Source organism: Draconibacterium sp. IB214405 (genome assembly GCF_033963885.1).
In the GTDB taxonomy this organism is placed as follows: domain Bacteria; phylum Bacteroidota; class Bacteroidia; order Bacteroidales; family Prolixibacteraceae; genus Draconibacterium.
This window is the reverse complement of sequence record NZ_JAXBMA010000004.1, coordinates 846,756-861,811: the sequence shown is the minus strand read 5'-3', so window position 1 is coordinate 861,811 and position 15,056 is coordinate 846,756. Positions and strand designations below refer to the sequence as shown.

Annotated in this window: 14 protein-coding genes; 7 read left to right on the top strand and 7 right to left on the bottom strand. The window is 41.1% G+C overall.

Annotated elements, in window-relative coordinates; translation table 11 throughout:
* Window positions 1-60: 60 nt before the first annotated feature.
* From SLH46_RS16080 to SLH46_RS16070, 3 genes are all read right to left on the bottom strand, one after another.
* Window positions 61-705 (bottom strand): response regulator transcription factor, encoded by a 645-nt coding sequence (locus tag SLH46_RS16080; RefSeq protein WP_320282231.1) that lies wholly within the window; start codon window positions 703-705, stop codon window positions 61-63.
* A gap of 75 nt (window positions 706-780) precedes the next feature.
* Complete coding sequence (locus tag SLH46_RS16075) at window positions 781-1,818, bottom strand: ATP-binding response regulator (RefSeq protein ID WP_320282230.1); 1,038 nt, start codon at window positions 1,816-1,818, stop codon at window positions 781-783.
* Between the two features lie 228 nt (window positions 1,819-2,046).
* Window positions 2,047-2,652, bottom strand: a complete 606-nt coding sequence (locus SLH46_RS16070) for a hypothetical protein (protein ID WP_320282229.1) — start codon at window positions 2,650-2,652, stop codon at window positions 2,047-2,049.
* Window positions 2,653-3,093: 441 nt separating this feature from the next.
* Between SLH46_RS16070 and SLH46_RS16065 the strand changes: the two genes are divergently transcribed.
* Genes SLH46_RS16065 through SLH46_RS16050 form a run of 4 tightly spaced genes read left to right on the top strand, consistent with a single transcriptional unit; the run spans window position 3,094 to window position 8,066 of the window.
* Entirely contained in the window at window positions 3,094-4,278 is a 1,185-nt protein-coding gene (locus SLH46_RS16065) for a glycoside hydrolase family 130 protein (protein WP_320282228.1), read from the top strand.
* Between the two features lie 57 nt (window positions 4,279-4,335).
* On the top strand, window positions 4,336-5,544 hold the full coding sequence (locus tag SLH46_RS16060; protein ID WP_320282227.1) for an AGE family epimerase/isomerase: 1,209 nt from the start codon (window positions 4,336-4,338) through the stop codon (window positions 5,542-5,544).
* Window positions 5,545-5,590: 46 nt separating this feature from the next.
* Window positions 5,591-6,967, top strand: coding sequence for an MFS transporter (locus SLH46_RS16055; protein ID WP_320282226.1), 1,377 nt, complete (start codon window positions 5,591-5,593; stop codon window positions 6,965-6,967).
* A gap of 1 nt (window position 6,968) precedes the next feature.
* A complete protein-coding gene (locus tag SLH46_RS16050) occupies window positions 6,969-8,066 on the top strand; it encodes a glycoside hydrolase family 26 protein (RefSeq protein WP_320282225.1) in 1,098 nt (365 codons plus the stop codon).
* A 51-nt stretch (window positions 8,067-8,117) separates the two neighbouring features.
* On the opposite strand, the gene SLH46_RS16045 is transcribed toward SLH46_RS16050, so the two are convergent.
* Entirely contained in the window at window positions 8,118-9,077 is a 960-nt protein-coding gene (locus SLH46_RS16045; RefSeq protein ID WP_320282224.1) for an aldo/keto reductase, read from the bottom strand.
* 159 nt (window positions 9,078-9,236) lie between these two features.
* Here SLH46_RS16045 and SLH46_RS16040 point away from each other — a divergent pair, with 159 nt between their 5' ends.
* Together SLH46_RS16040 and SLH46_RS16035 are read left to right on the top strand one after the other, a co-directional pair.
* On the top strand, window positions 9,237-9,689 hold the full coding sequence (locus SLH46_RS16040) for a hypothetical protein (RefSeq protein WP_320282223.1): 453 nt from the start codon (window positions 9,237-9,239) through the stop codon (window positions 9,687-9,689).
* 78 nt (window positions 9,690-9,767) lie between these two features.
* Window positions 9,768-10,250: a cytidine deaminase gene (locus tag SLH46_RS16035; RefSeq protein WP_320282222.1), complete on the top strand. Its 483-nt coding sequence runs from the start codon at window positions 9,768-9,770 to the stop codon at window positions 10,248-10,250.
* Between the two features lie 155 nt (window positions 10,251-10,405).
* Here the strand turns inward: SLH46_RS16035 and SLH46_RS16030 are convergent, their stop codons facing one another.
* Window positions 10,406-11,113 carry an RluA family pseudouridine synthase gene (locus SLH46_RS16030; protein ID WP_320282221.1) on the bottom strand — a complete coding sequence of 236 codons (708 nt, stop codon included), beginning with the start codon at window positions 11,111-11,113 and terminating at the stop codon, window positions 10,406-10,408.
* 140 nt (window positions 11,114-11,253) lie between these two features.
* On the bottom strand, window positions 11,254-12,069 hold the full coding sequence (panB, locus tag SLH46_RS16025) for a 3-methyl-2-oxobutanoate hydroxymethyltransferase (protein WP_320282220.1): 816 nt from the start codon (window positions 12,067-12,069) through the stop codon (window positions 11,254-11,256).
* 168 nt (window positions 12,070-12,237) lie between these two features.
* On the opposite strand from panB, the gene SLH46_RS16020 reads away from it, so the two are divergent.
* On the top strand, window positions 12,238-13,584 hold the full coding sequence (locus SLH46_RS16020; protein WP_320282219.1) for a hypothetical protein: 1,347 nt from the start codon (window positions 12,238-12,240) through the stop codon (window positions 13,582-13,584).
* On the opposite strand, the gene SLH46_RS16015 is transcribed toward SLH46_RS16020, so the two are convergent.
* On the bottom strand, window positions 13,581-14,690 hold the full coding sequence (locus SLH46_RS16015; protein ID WP_320282218.1) for an acyltransferase family protein: 1,110 nt from the start codon (window positions 14,688-14,690) through the stop codon (window positions 13,581-13,583). The two genes, SLH46_RS16020 and SLH46_RS16015, sit on opposite strands and share 4 nt — an antisense overlap.
* Window positions 14,691-15,056: the final 366 nt, after the last annotated feature.

Below are 15,056 nucleotides of genomic sequence, written 5' to 3'. Positions count from 1 at the left end.
CACTAAAACCCTGAACTCGGGTTCTTTAAACCAGTCCGGATTACAGGAAAATATCTTCTGCTAAAGTTGAATCAGTCCCTTTTTTAAGGCATATTTTACCAGGTCGGAATTTGTTTTTAAGTCGAGCTTTTCGAATATATTTTGTTTGTGCGTACCAACCGTTTTTACACTGATAAAAAGTTTGTCGCCAATTTCGCGTGTTGATTTTCCCTCGGCAAAAAGCAGGAAAATTTCTTTCTCACGCTCGGATAATTGAGAGAATGAATCCTTCTCGTCGGCGTTTGAATTGAGGTAGCCGTTAATAACAATTTCAGTAATGTCTTCGCTCAGAAATTTTTTGCCGTCGTGAACTGAATTAACCGCATCAGTAAGCTGCCGGTAAGTACAGTTTTTCAGCAAATAGCCGTCGGCACCAGCTTCAAGCATTCCTTTAACGTATTGTTTATCAGAGTGCATCGATACGGCAATGATTTTAACTTCCGGCATTTTCCCTTTTAAAATTTTGGTAGTTTCAATGCCGTTAATTTTCTCCATCGCAATATCAACCAAAAGCACATCGGGTTTAAATGCTTCCACTTTATCAATCGCATCTTGTCCGTTTTCGGCCTGGGCAATTACTTCAATATTGTCAGCAGAATGCAAGAGGTTGATTAACCCTTCTCGAAAAAGTTGATGATCGTCAGCAACTATTACCTTAATTTTCATTTTTATTTTTGTTTGTCAGGAAATAGCGATTTTAGCCTGTATACACCACTAAATCCTGTTATTGTTAGACTAATTTTATTCAATATTATACGGAATCTCAATTTGTGCTATTGTGCCATTTTCAGCAGCTTCAATACTAAAAGTTCCATTTAAAGTTTCAATACGCTCTTCGATACTTAACAGTCCGAAACCGCCTTTGTTTGATGCCGGTTTTTTACTCGACTTATCAATTCCAATTCCATTGTCTTCTACTGAAATACGGTACATGCCATCTTTTGTTGCTTGTTTCACAGTCACTTCTGTGGCTTCGGCATGTTTCGATGTATTGGTGAGTAACTCACCAACTGTTCGGTACAGAAAAATATTATTCTCTTTACTAAGTTTGGTACCTACATTCTCGACAATCAGGTTGGTGGCAATTTTAAAATCCTTCTCAAATTGTTCCAGTTTCCATTGAATGGCCGGAAGTAACCCCAATTCGTAAAGAATCGGAGGACTTAAATCGTAGGTTAACCGCCGCGACTCCTCAATGGCTTTATTCAGGAGTTTTGAGGTGAATTTAATCGTGTTTTTTACGCCCGGAGTACATTCCTCGGTATCAATTGCCGAAAGGTTCATAAAAGCCAGTCCAAGTGTTTGCCCCAGGCTGTCGTGAAGATTTTCGGCAATCCGTCTTCGTTCGCGTTCCTCCACCAGAGTGATTTCGGAGTTTAACTTTTTCAGTTGAACCTGGTACGATTTTATGCGTAACGCAACGTTAATCTGTGCCTTTAACTCAATTTGGTCAAACGGTTTCGAAATAAAAGAGTCGGCACCGGCATTCAAACCTTTCGTACGCTCTGCACTGTCTCTGCCCAAAGCCGATACCATTATGATAGGTATTTGTTTTGTCCGGCTATTTTTCTTTAACAGTGTACAGGTTTCATACCCGTCAAGGTCGGGCATCATTATGTCTAATAAAATCAGATCAGGATTTTCTTTTATGGCGATGGCGATTCCTTCCTCTCCGCTCAAGGCTCCAAAAAATCTGAAATCGGGGTAATAAACCTTTACAATCTGCGCGATAAGTTCCAGGTTGATGTTATTATCATCTATTGCAAGGATCTTTTTCATAAATTCAGTTTCACTATTTGGTATCAACATCACAAAAAATTACTTAGGGTTTTCTTCTTCAAACGTCAAACTGTCTAAAGATATCAAAAGTGTCGGAATCTATGAAGTAAAATGTTAGAAATGCTTAACAAAATATCAGTTTTTTGCTGAGGCATTAATGAGGTTTGGGCAAATAATGAAGTAATCTAATTCTTGATTGGGTGGTTATTTAATCGGTCTTCGATTTATCTAGTCGTTTTTTATCAATCCGTACATAATTCCAATTCCTGCACCAATATATGTTTGGTTGCTGTTTACCATAACCATTGGGCCGACCGAACATCCAAGCGATGAATATAAAGGCAATTCGACTTTCGGATTTAAAACCAGGCTAAACTTTTTCGATGTCTGAGTTTCAAAATTATATTGATCTCCTGATTGTGTCAGATTGAATTCCGGTTCACGAAAAGTTGATATTCCGGGGCCTCCCTGAAGAACAAGTCGTACGCTGCTTTTTTTATTCAGATCGAAAATCCGTCCTACCATCATGTGCAGGTTTTCAGTATTTTCAAAGGGTACAGAAGTAGTGGCAGGTGAAAGGTTTGAGGCCGATTTCAGAAACTCCGCAGTGGGAGTAACAGTCGATTTAAATGTGGCCGTGTATCCCATGCTAAGTATATACTTGTTGTTATAGGTGTAGCTGAGGCCGATATTCCCGGCCTGTTGCTCGCCTACAACATATTCTCCTGATGAATATAAATTATGTTTTTTTGTGACTGCAGGTTGGCCGTCCCATTGGGCAAGCGAAACCAACGCGGTCAGACAAAAAATTGTTGTGAATAAAAGTGTTTTCATTGGCAAACTTTTAAGAGGTTTTATTCTTGCAGTAAATAATGGGTTTGAATTTCTGCTGCAATGAATAAACCTGCTAGTGATTTAATGAATTTCGGTTATGTAAAATTAAAGAGTCTCACGTCGTTTATTTAATTTTTATTGCTGATTTAGGGGGTGCGAACTGACCATAATGTATTCAGAAAAACGGAAAATTTGCCTAGAGACAGTCGGCAGATGAGCAAAAGAAGGATGAAAGTAAGAGGTGAAATCGGTTCACGACACTAAGTTATTATTTGAAAATCGATGCTGTAAAATACCTTATTTTGTTGCTGAGTGTCGCGAATATTTCAGATATTCACCGATTGATTAATATTGTATAAATCACAAGAAGTATTAGTTGGTCAAACAGTGGTCATTATGAGTATTTGTTTGAGCATTAACAGGTAGAAAATATTGTAAACGATGGATAATTTATTTGACTCAAGATTAAAACAAATTAAGGCAGATTTTAAAGGGCTTGTTGAGAAGAAAAATGAGAAACTTTTTTCTTCGAACGGTATTTATAACCGGTATAAAAATCCGGTTTTAACACGCGAGCATATTCCTTTACACTGGCGTTTTGACCTGAATGCAGAAACCAACCCGTTTTTTATGGAACGCAATGGTTTTAATGCGAGTTTTAATGCGGGTGCCATGAAATTTAATGGCAAATATATTATGGTTGTTCGGGTCGAAGGAAACGACCGGAAATCGTTTTTTGCCATTGCTGAAAGTCCAAACGGGATCGACAATTTTAAATTCTGGGACCGGCCAATTACTTTGCCGCAAACCGAAGAGCCAGATACCAACGTTTACGATATGCGCCTGACGCAGCATGATGACGGATGGATTTATGGGGTGTTTTGTACCGAACGCAAAGACCCAAATGCTCCGGACGGTGATACATCGAGTGCCGTGGCAGCTGCCGGAATAGCACGATCAAAAGATTTGGTGGAATGGGAGCGTTTACCTGATCTGATTTCAACAACCGGTCAACAACGAAATGTTGTTCTGTTTCCGCATTTGATTGATGGAAAATATGCCTTTTACACCCGTCCGCAAGATGGTTTTATCGATACCGGAAAAGGTGGTGGTATTGGTTTTGGTTTGTCGGAAACCATTGAAAATGCTGAGGTAAAAGAAGAAGTTATTGTTGACGCAAAAACATACCATACCATTTACGAAGTGAAAAACGGACTTGGTCCGGCACCTATTCGCACGAAACATGGTTGGTTACAGCTGGCACACGGTGTAAGAAACACGGCCGCAGGCTTACGATACACGCTTTATATGTTTATGACGGACCTGGAAAAACCTTGGATCGTAACACATAAACCGCACGGGCATTTTATTGCCCCGTTAAAAGGCGAGCGTGTTGGCGATGTTTCCAACGTGGTTTTCTCCAACGGCTGGATTGAAGATGAGGATGGAACGGTATTTATTTACTATGCTTCGTCGGACACACGCATGCACGTGGTAACATCAACGGTTGATCAGCTGGTGGATTACTGTATGAATTCTCCCCAGGATCAGCTGTATTCACACAAATCGGTAGAAACGATCAATGAGCTAATCGATTCGAATAAGGATTTTATGCATTTGCTTTAACCCGATTTTACATAAATATTCAACCACAACCAAAAGTTAATTGCTCAGAAATTTTAAATGGATACAATAGAACAACTCGAAATATTAAGCGAGGAAATGGCTCTTGAATTGGAGAATATTCTTGAATTCTGGAGTATGCGAACCGTCGATCAGAAATATGGAGGATTTGTTGGCTGCATCGATCAGGAAGGGGATGTTGTTTCGGAAGCCTCAAAGAGTGCGGTGTTAAATACCCGCTTACTCTGGACGTTTGCTGCCGGTTACCGTTTAATCGGATCGGAAAAACTGGAGCAAATGGCAACACGAGCCTATCGTTATCTTGTTGACAAATTTTGGGATAAGGAGTTTGGCGGTTTATTTTGGGAACTCGATTTTAAGGGTGAAGTTTTGAATTCGCGAAAACAAGCTTATGCACAGGGATTTGGAGTGTATGCTTTTACCGAGCTTTATCTGGCAACAGGAAATAAGGAGAGTTTGGAATATGCGAAAAAGCTTTACAATTTAATTGAAACGCATTTTAGTGAAAGTACATTTGGTGGTTACATTGAAGCGTTGGACAGAGAGTGGAAACCGCTGGCGGATATGCGATTAAGCGAAAAGGATGCAAACCTGCCCAAGTCGATGAATACGCATTTGCATATTTTGGAACCCTACACGAATCTTTATCGTGCCTGGCCCGATCAGGGATTAAGAGAACGAATTCTGCATTTACTCGATATTTTTCAAACCAAAATTGTCAACCATAAAACCGGGCATTTTGGCTTGTTTTTCGACTTGGACTGGACACCAAAAAGTGATATCGTTTCTTTTGGACACGACATTGAAGGTGCCTGGCTTTTGCATGAAGCTGCAATTGAAACTGCTGCTACCGATAGAATTGCAGACGTGCAGCAAACAGCTTTAAAACTGGTTAACTCAACTTTAGAAGAAGGTACAGATCGGGACGGATCATTGTTTTACGAAAAGGAAGGAGAGCAGCTGGACACAGATAAACATTGGTGGCCGCAAGCCGAAGCATTGGTTGGTTTGATGGATGTTTGGGAAATTACCGAAGAAAATCGATATATTACGGAAATTGTTAGAATTTGGGATTTTATCAAAGAAAATGTGATCGATTATGAAAACGGAGAATGGTTTGGCCGGATTGATAAAAACGGCAATGCCATCTCAACCGAGGATAAAGTGGGATTTTGGAAATGCCCCTATCACAACACAAGATCGATGATAGAAATGATCAATAGAATTAATAAAGAACTAATCAAATAACGGACGTTTCGGAGTAAGAAATTACTTCGGTATTTAACCTAAACTTATGGCAGAAAAACTTCATCTTAAAGAGAAACTTGGTTACGGATTTGGCGACTTTGCTTCGTCAATTTTCTGGAAATTGTTTACCATGTTTCTCACCATTTTTTACACCGATATTGTTGAGCTGTCGCCAACTTCGGTGGCAACAATGCTTTTACTTACAAGAATATGGGATAGCATTAACGACCCGATAATGGGGATGATTTGCGACCGCACGAATACTCGAAGAGGAAAATTCCGGCCCTACGTTTTATATGTGGCCATACCATTTGCGATAATAGGTGTTCTAACTTTTACCAAATTTGATTTTGATGCTACGGGTAAATTGGTATATGCCTATGTAACCTATACTTTAATGATGATGGTTTATACGGCCATCAATGTGCCTTATTCATCGTTGTTGGGTGTAATGACTCCTATTCCTGCTGAGCGAACAACACTGGCTTCCTTCCGGTTTATCGGGGCATTTACAGGTGGTATATTTGTTACGGCAACGGCAGCTCATTTTATCGAATTTTTTCAGAATCGCGGAGCTAACGAAGCACAAGGTTACCAGTACTCTGTAGCAATTTATGCAGTTATTGTTGTTATTGCTTTTTGGTTAACTTATGCTTGGACTAAGGAGAAGGTAAAACCCGCGAAGCACGAGAAAACATCTATAAAACGGGACTTAGCCGACCTGTCGAAAAATATACCGTGGTTTATTGTTCTTGGTGCTTGTATTTTTGCCACCATTTTTTCATCGCTGAGAGACGGATCGATGATGTATTATTTTAAATACTTTGTAAAAGATCAATACATTCCGGGCTTTGGGGAAGTGACCTGGGCAAAATTGGCATCGGTTTACATGACTATGTGGCTGGCAGCAAATATGCTCGGTGTGGTATTGGCCAAACCCGTATCATCGAAGTTCGGAAAGAAAAAGACCTTTATCGGGGCAATGATCATTTCGGCTGTTATCAGCTTTTCAATGTATTTTTTACATGCCGGGCAGATTATGGTTATCTATGCGCTCAATTTAATTGTGGGTATCACTGCAGGAATTATCATGCCATTAATCTGGGCGATGTATGCCGACGTTTCTGATTATTCGGAATGGAAAAACGGGCGACGTGCAACTGGTCTCATCTTTTCTTCATCAACCATGTCGCAAAAAATGGGCGGTGCACTCGGTGGTGCCATTACATTATGGATTCTTGCGATATACGGTTTTCAGGCGAATGTCGATCAAACTGAAACGGGGCTAAGCGGAATTAAAATGACGCTGAGTATTTACCCGGGGATTGCAGCAGCAATTTCGGCTTTGTTTCTGATGGGCTATAAACTGAACGAGAAATTTATGTACAAGGTAACTGAAGAACTCGAACAAAAACGAAAATAAAATGACACGCATCCTTCTGGCTCTTTTTATGCTTTCCGGAGTATTCGCTTCTGCTCAAAATCCAATGCCGGCCGATAAAAAGGCCACAAAAGAAACCGTAAAACTGTATCAGAACCTTATCGAATTAAAAAAGAAAGGACTGATGTTTGGGCACCAGGATGATCTGGCTTATGGCGAAGGCTGGTACGGCGAAAAAGGCCGCTCGGATGTAAAGGATGTGTGTGGCGATTATCCGGCGGTTTATGGTTGGGAGATCGGTCATTTGGAACTCGGAGATGAATACAGTCTGGATTCGGTTTATTTCAAGGATATTCAAAACTGGATAAAAACGGTTTATGAACGTGGTGGAATAAATACCATGAGCTGGCACTTGCGGAATCCTTATACGGGAGGTTCGTCGTGGGATGTGTCGTCGAAAAAGGTTGTTGCTGCAATTTTACCCGGCGGCGAGAAACATGAGTTGTTTGTTAGCTGGCTTGATGAATTGGCCAATTTTCTCAATGGTTTGGAATCAGCTGATGGCACTAAAATTCCAATTCTTTTTCGTCCGTTTCATGAACACACCGGAAGCTGGTTTTGGTGGGGACGCAATTTGTGTTCGGTAGATGAATACAAGGCACTTTGGCGATTTACAGTCGATTATCTGCAAAATAAAAAAGAAATTCATCATTTGTTGTTTACTTATTCTACCGATAGGTTTAAAACTGAAGCAGAGTACCTGGAACGTTACCCGGGAGACGAAATTGTTGATGTTTTAGGATTCGATTTATACGACCGTGGAAGTTATTACAAGGGGACTTTAAAAAGCTGTGCAGAGAAGGTAACTAAACTAGCTGTAGAAAAGGGTAAGGTGGCAACCGTTAGCGAAACCGGAGGCCCGATTGCAACCAACCACGAGTGGTGGACGGAAGTGCTGGATATTTTAAAACCTTACGAATTATCGTATGTGTTGGTGTGGCGAAATCCTTTCCGTCCGACTGATCATGGTAATTTTGCTCCGTGTAAAGGCAGTCCCGACTCTGATAATTTTATCGAATTCTATAACGATCCGCACACCATTTTTCAGAAAGAACTAACTTCAAAACAAGTTTATAAGTAGAAACGCAAGTCCGATCTGAATCGTTTTAATTAACAGACCGGACTTGTTATTTTATTCCCATTCAGGAAACTGAGTTGTATTCAGATCTAATGCTGCAATGGTTTTCATATCCGCATCATTCAATTCAAAATCAAAAATATTGAGATTTTCCATCATGTGTGCCTTTTGCGATGTGCGCGGAATGGCAACTATGCCACGCTGATAATGCCAGCGTAAACTAACCTGTGCGTTATTTTTATTGTATTTTTTGCCAATAGCAGCCAGAGTTTCATTCGTAAATAATTCGTTTCTGCCTTGTGCCAACGGCGACCAGGCTTCCATTTGTACACCGTAATCCAGTAATGATTTTCGGGCTTTGCTTTGCTGAAAGAAAGCATGCGTTTCAATCTGGTTAACAGCCGGTTTTATCGTAGCATATTCCAGTAGTTCATCAATTTGAAAATCTTCGAAGTTACTAATGCCAATGGCCTTAATTTTACCTGCTTTGTGCAATTCTTCCATAGCTTTCCACGAGCCTTTTACATCGCCTCGCGGACGGTGAATGAGGTACAGATCAAGGTAATCAAGTCCCAGTTTGTCAAGTGATGTCTGAAAAGCAGCTTTACCCTTTTCGTAACCCGAATCGTCCACCCAAAGCTTCGAGGTCACAAATAGTTCTTTTCTGTCGATACCACTTTTTTTAATGCCGGCACCCACTGCTTCTTCGTTGCCGTAAACCGTGGCTGTGTCGATCAGTCGGTAGCCCAACGAAATGGCATCGGCAACACATTGTGCCCCTGTTTCGCCATTCAGATAAAGTGTGCCAAATCCCAGAATTGGCATTTTTACTCCATTGTTTAAAGTAACATTTTCGATTGTGGTTTGTGCAACAGTATTACCGGTTGCTGCAAAAAGTTTGGTTGTTCCCAGTCCCATAAAACCGGCACCGGCTGCAAAACTTGCTCCAACACGGATAAACTCGCGGCGTTGAATTCCTTTTGTTTGATCGCTTTTGTTCGATTTTTCTTTCATGATTTGCTATTAGATTTAATTGGTAAAAAAAGTTGGTTATTGTTGTCGGTACAATATAAACAAAAACATTATTGGTTGGTTCAGTGTCGTTTAATCCTTTGTCTACGTTGTGATTACAAAACGATATTCGTAACTTATTTTAAACAAAAACGACCTGTTATGCTTCTACAATATTTACTGCTTGCCGTTTTTGGGATAGCCATGGCACACTTTGAAGGGGTAGTGGTGGTATATCTCAGAAAAGCCATCGGACTTCTTGATTCTGATACGGAATCGGGAAATAGAGAATTGCTTGAAAAGGTTCCGAAACGCACGATTAAAATTGAAATGACGCGTGAGGCTGCAACAATAATAATGTTGGTGACTCTGGCTTTGCTGGTTGGAAATACCTGGCTGGACAAGGCCATGGTTTTTCTGTGGACTTTTGCGTTTTGGGATTTGTTTTATTACGTATCGTTGTATGTGGTAATAAAATGGCCGCCGCGGCTCACAACAATCGATGTGTTATTCCTGATTCCACGCCCGTGGATCGCGCCCGTGTGGTTCCCGGTTGGTGTATCATCATTAACAATTATTGGTATTGCGGTGTTTTATTTAGTGCCGGGGATTTAATGGATTCATTGACTTGTGAAATCCATACTTTCCCCGCCATTTAATATAAAATTGTACATTTGATAAAAATACCCGTTTATGCGAAGGAAAGAATTGAGGATAATGGTTTGCGAGTACGATGCGGTAGTGGAATTGCCCGATGCCGATCAGAAACTGGTGCTGGCAGCCCGCGAAGCCAGTAAAAATGCCTACGCACCCTATTCAAAATTTCATGTTGGAGCGGCTTTGTTGCTCGAAAATGGCGAGGTGATTACTGGCAGTAACCAGGAGAATGCCGATTTCACCGATGGATTGTGTGCTGAACGCGTGGCTTTGTTTTATGCCAACTCAACTTACCCTGATGTAGCGGTTAAAGCTATTGCCGTTACCGCAAAAAATGCACATGGCTTATTGGAATTTCCGGCGCAACCTTGTGGCTCGTGCCGCCAGGTGCTGGTAGAAACCGAGGTGCGTTACAACAAACATATTCGTGTAATTCTCGATGGCCGCAAACACATTCAGGTACTGGAAGGAGCCGACAACTTGCTTCCGTTTGCATTTAAACCTAAAGATTTAGAGTGAGAGAAGCTTCTAGCCACTAGCTACAAGTTACAAGTATCAAACATCAAGTTTTTTATCGAAAAATCATTTGTAGTTTATTCAAGCATTTCTGCATTTTCGCATTGCAGCATTTCCTCATTAACTCAATCACTCATTCACCAATCACTCTTTCTACCTTAAACCTTCACCGGGCTAAACTTTCCGGCTTTAAAAATTTTCATAAACTCGTCCCAAACAGGATCTTTTGGAGGATCGGCAATAATTGTAAGCGGCTCTTTGCGCACGGGATGCATAATTTCCACTCTGCGGGCATGCAGGTGAATACCTTTATCCTTGTTCGAGCGGGCAGCACCGTATTTTAAGTCGCCTTTAATATGCAGATGTAACTGGCGCAGCTGTACCCGAATTTGGTGATGACGACCGGTATGTATTTCTACCTCAAGCAAATGATAACGATCGATACTGGCCACGTGCCGGTAGGTGAGGCTTGCAAATTTAGCATCAGAACGAGGTTCTTTGTAGGCATAGCTACGATTTTTCTCCTGATCTTTGATGAGGTAATGTTCCAGCGTGTCAGTATATTTTGGAGGCCGTCCGTCTACCACAGCCCAATACACCTTTTTTACCCCGTCTTTTGTTTGAAAAAGTTTGTTCAGTCGTGGTAACACCTTGCTGGTTTTGGCCAATATGAGAATACCACTAGTAGGTCGGTCGAGGCGGTGTGGCAGACCAAGATAAACATTACCCGGTTTGTTGTATTTCACTTTCAGGTAATGTTTAACCTTGTCCATTACGGTTTCGTCGCCGGTTTTATCGCCCTGCACAACATCGCCGCATGCCTTGTTTATTGCAATAATATGGTTGTCTTCGTAAATTACTTCCATAGTGAGCTGCTAGCTTTTCCAGTTCAAAGTTTATCTCAGTTCTGTCATCCCCCTGGTCCTTCGTCCCTTTCCCCCTTCGAAGGGGGACTATGGGGGATGATACTTCCCCGAGTCTTGTATTTTACCTTTTTCCTTGAATTCTAATACTGTTCCTTTTCGCTAGGGAAATCCTGCGATTTTACATCGTTGATATAATTACCAACTGCCCCCTTAATTTCGGCAGCAAGATTGTGGTAACGACGTAAAAATCGTGGCGAGAATTGCTGCGTAATTCCCAGCAAATCGTGGATAACCAACACCTGTCCATCAACACCGCCACCGGCACCTATACCGATTACGGGAATTTTCAATTCCTGAGCCACTCGTTCTCCAAGTGAGGCAGGAATTTTCTCCAGCACAATCGCAAAACAACCGGCTTCTTCCAGCAACTTAGCATCGTTGATCAGTTTTTCTGCTTCGGCTTCCTGTTTGGCGCGTACAGTGTAAGTTCCAAATTTATGAATCGACTGTGGCATTAATCCAAGGTGCCCCATCACCGGAATCCCGGCAGAAAGGATACGTTTTACCGATTCGATTACTTCTTCGCCACCCTCGAGTTTTACCGAGTCGGCGGCAGTTTCTTTCATAATTCGAATGGCAGAACTAAGTGCCTCGCGCGAGTTTCCCTGGTAGGTTCCGAAAGGTAGGTCTACCACAACCAGTGCACGGTTTACGGCACGAACTACCGACGCTCCAAGGAAAATCATTTCGTTGAGTGTGATTGGCAGGGTGGTTTCGTGACCGGCCATTACGTTTGAGGCTGAATCGCCTACAAGAATAACATCTATCCCGGCTTCGTCAACCAACTGTGCCATACTGTAATCGTAGGCGGTTAACATCGATATTTTTTCGCCGCGCAATTTCATTTCCGATAAACGGTGCGTGGTAACTTTTCGAACTTCGCTGTGTACTGACATGTCTGTTTGTATTCTGTTTAGACAGCAAAATTAACCAAACCTTTTATTTTGCGCAAAACCAGACGTTTTTTCGTTTCATGTAAGTTAATGGTTAACTTTTATTAACCGGTTTATGCTCATAGTTTTCAGAAGGTTTATTTTCTTTGTGCCTAATTTGAATGTTAGAAAATGAGAAAACGAAAAAGTATATTCCCAAAAATTTATTTACCACTGATTTTTGTATTTGCTGTTTTTATTGCCGGGGCGCAGGATTCCGGAATTAGTAACGACGTGGTTTCGTTTACAAAACGCGAATTGAATTGGGGACTGATTATGGGCGTTAGCAAAGAACGCGAAGAATTGTTAAGCGACGAGAGCCGTTTTAACGAAGAACGTACTTTGCTGAATGGTAAATTCAGGTTCGAAAACAACTACTGGAATTTATTGGATTACAAACAGGAACGTTTGAATTTTAAGATTGAAGTTGGTCCTTACGGCGGTTTTGGCGATTGGGTTGACAGCTCGAAAGTAGAATACATTACTGCCGATCAGGATTTTTACGGATTGAGAACTTCAGCCAATATCGATTATACTTATCGCTATTACTACGATGCCAAAAGTTACACCGTGTTTGATGTAAGCGCTTGGGGACGTTACGATTTATATAAGCAGAATTTGGATGGAACCAGTACCGATTCGTTGGGTAACACTACTCCCGTTGACGAAAGTGATACAAAAGACCGCCTGCGTTATGGAATTAATGCAAAAGCTGGTTGGGGATCGGGACGATTAAGTCCGATGAACCATTTAATGACAGCCCACTACCTGTTGGAAAAATATTATCCGGGGCGTTTATTCTCCGATTACGAAATTGCACAGTTTGCACAGGTAATTGCTAATATAAAACACAGAAGAAATTACAAAGAAGGTCACGATACTGAAAAAGAAATGCTTGAAGTAATAGACTTTATCCGCAGCACTTTTGTGCTGGCTTCACCGGAATCGATGACAGCGGAATGGTCGTTCAGCGAGTTTGATCCGCGTTACCAGGGAAACCGTTTTGAGATTGGACCGCACTTTAAATATTATAACCAGGAACCTGACTTTTTATATGGAGGGTATATTCAGTACGACAACGCCAAATATGTAAACGTAAAATGGAACCGGAATTTTTCGGCAGGGCTTGTGTATAACCGCTACACCAAAACAGATATGGAATATGTTGATGAGTACCTTGTCAATGACAATGTTAGTCGCGATTGGGCAACAGCAGATATTAACCTGGGATGGAGTTATTACCCCAACCTGAAAACACAGTTCGATTTTGGAATGCGTTATGTTCCCGGTATTGAATTAAATAATTTCGACAATGTTGGTTCGTTAAGCCACAATTTTATTCCTTACCTCGCATACTTCACGCAGCTAAATGCCAAATCAAGAGTTAAACTCAACCTTGCCTGGCGTATTGCCGATGGCGAGCAGTTTGTTGTTCCGGGGCCGGAGTTTTCGTTATCGATTTATCGAAGTAAATATTAAACCCGCAGGAAAATCTTCTTTTTATACATGTAGTACAGTAATCCCCACATTAAGGCGAGTCCAAGGATTAGCAGCAAAAACTGACCGGCATCGCCAAGTGGTTTGGTAATCCACCCGAAAAAGAATTCGGTTATATACTGCATATCGATTATACGCACAAAAAGGTAAATAAAAATGGAGTTCATCCCGATTACCCTGAAATAAAATGCCCAGGCACGTATTTTCCAGTGATCGATGATGAGGTAGAATAAAGCCATTAACAGAAAACTGATTCCACCGGCAAGCATATTAAATGTCGATGTCCAGCAACTTTTTATAATAGGGTAGAAGGTTGAAAAGGCAAGCGCCAGAATGATCAAACCAACACCTGTGGCAGTCATATAACCGATTTTTTGCCAGTCGGTAGTTTTGCGGTTTCTGAGAATATTTCCGGCAATTGTGCCCATCAAAGTAACTCCTGTTGCCGAAAGACTACACATAATTCCTTCCGGATCAAACGTTCCTCCATATAATCGCCCGGGTAAAAACAACTGGTCGATGTAACCGTTTATACAACCTTCGGGAGTAAGAACACCGGCACCGACTCCCGGAACAGGAATTAACAACTGGATGATTCCGAAACCCGCAAGAATGCCCGCCAACCAGTAAATCCGACTTTTAAACGAATGAAAATAAATAACAATGAGCGAAGCAAAGAAGTAACCGATACCAATTTGCCCAAGCACACTGGCAATCCGGCCGTTTGCAAAACCATTATGGAAAACACCGTTGTAGAGCATTCCGAGAATGATTAGTATAACCATCCGTTTAAAGGCTTTTATTGCCAAACGTTTTTTCGGAACATTCTTTTCAATTTTTGCTTTTATCGAAAAGGGGATAGCAACTCCGGCGATAAACATGAATAAAGGGAAGATCAGGTCTTCGAAATGAAAGCCGGCCCAGTCAACATGTTCCATTTGCGCCGCCAGCCACTCGGCTCCGGTTATTTGCGAAATGGCAGTTGCCAAAATTCCGCCGCCGGTTATCCAAAACATATCAAATCCGCGAAGTACATCTAATGATTGAAGTCTTTTTTGTGGTTCAGTTCTTAATGATTTAGTTGCCATATTCGTTTAAGTTTAGACTTTTAAAAATAGTAAACATTGTGATTGATAAAACAGACTGGGAATTTATTTGAGTGTTGCATATTATAAAAAAATAGGTTGTGGTGTAATAACTTCAATTGCAATTTAACCCTTTACTACATCATCTTTTAAAGCCCATTCAATGGAACTTGTTGTTTAAATTAAGAGTCATCTGCTAAATCAAAAATCGTTAATCGTCATTCAATATTCGCAAATCTCCTGTCGTTTTGTCACCACTTCTGACAGGATTTTTACTGCGGCGGGTCAATAGTGTGTCAGATTTTACATTCATTCTGCTGATTTTTCCGTGGCACAATCATTGATTATTTCCTGACGTAAATTTTTGAA

Coding starts and splice junctions, on each gene's coding strand:
- SLH46_RS16045 (WP_320282224.1), bottom strand. CDS start 9,077: ATGAAAGAAAAATCGAACAAAAGCGATCAAACAAAAGGAATTCAACGC.
- SLH46_RS16020 (WP_320282219.1), top strand. CDS start 12,238: ATGAGAAAACGAAAAAGTATATTCCCAAAAATTTATTTACCACTGATT.
- SLH46_RS16055 (WP_320282226.1), top strand. CDS start 5,591: ATGGCAGAAAAACTTCATCTTAAAGAGAAACTTGGTTACGGATTTGGC.
- SLH46_RS16015 (WP_320282218.1), bottom strand. CDS start 14,690: ATGGCAACTAAATCATTAAGAACTGAACCACAAAAAAGACTTCAATCA.
- SLH46_RS16050 (WP_320282225.1), top strand. CDS start 6,969: ATGACACGCATCCTTCTGGCTCTTTTTATGCTTTCCGGAGTATTCGCT.
- SLH46_RS16040 (WP_320282223.1), top strand. CDS start 9,237: ATGCTTCTACAATATTTACTGCTTGCCGTTTTTGGGATAGCCATGGCA.
- SLH46_RS16035 (WP_320282222.1), top strand. CDS start 9,768: ATGCGAAGGAAAGAATTGAGGATAATGGTTTGCGAGTACGATGCGGTA.
- SLH46_RS16070 (WP_320282229.1), bottom strand. CDS start 2,652: ATGAAAACACTTTTATTCACAACAATTTTTTGTCTGACCGCGTTGGTT.
- SLH46_RS16065 (WP_320282228.1), top strand. CDS start 3,094: ATGGATAATTTATTTGACTCAAGATTAAAACAAATTAAGGCAGATTTT.
- SLH46_RS16060 (WP_320282227.1), top strand. CDS start 4,336: ATGGATACAATAGAACAACTCGAAATATTAAGCGAGGAAATGGCTCTT.
- SLH46_RS16075 (WP_320282230.1), bottom strand. CDS start 1,818: ATGAAAAAGATCCTTGCAATAGATGATAATAACATCAACCTGGAACTT.
- SLH46_RS16030 (WP_320282221.1), bottom strand. CDS start 11,113: ATGGAAGTAATTTACGAAGACAACCATATTATTGCAATAAACAAGGCA.
- panB (WP_320282220.1), bottom strand. CDS start 12,069: ATGTCAGTACACAGCGAAGTTCGAAAAGTTACCACGCACCGTTTATCG.
- SLH46_RS16080 (WP_320282231.1), bottom strand. CDS start 705: ATGAAAATTAAGGTAATAGTTGCTGACGATCATCAACTTTTTCGAGAA.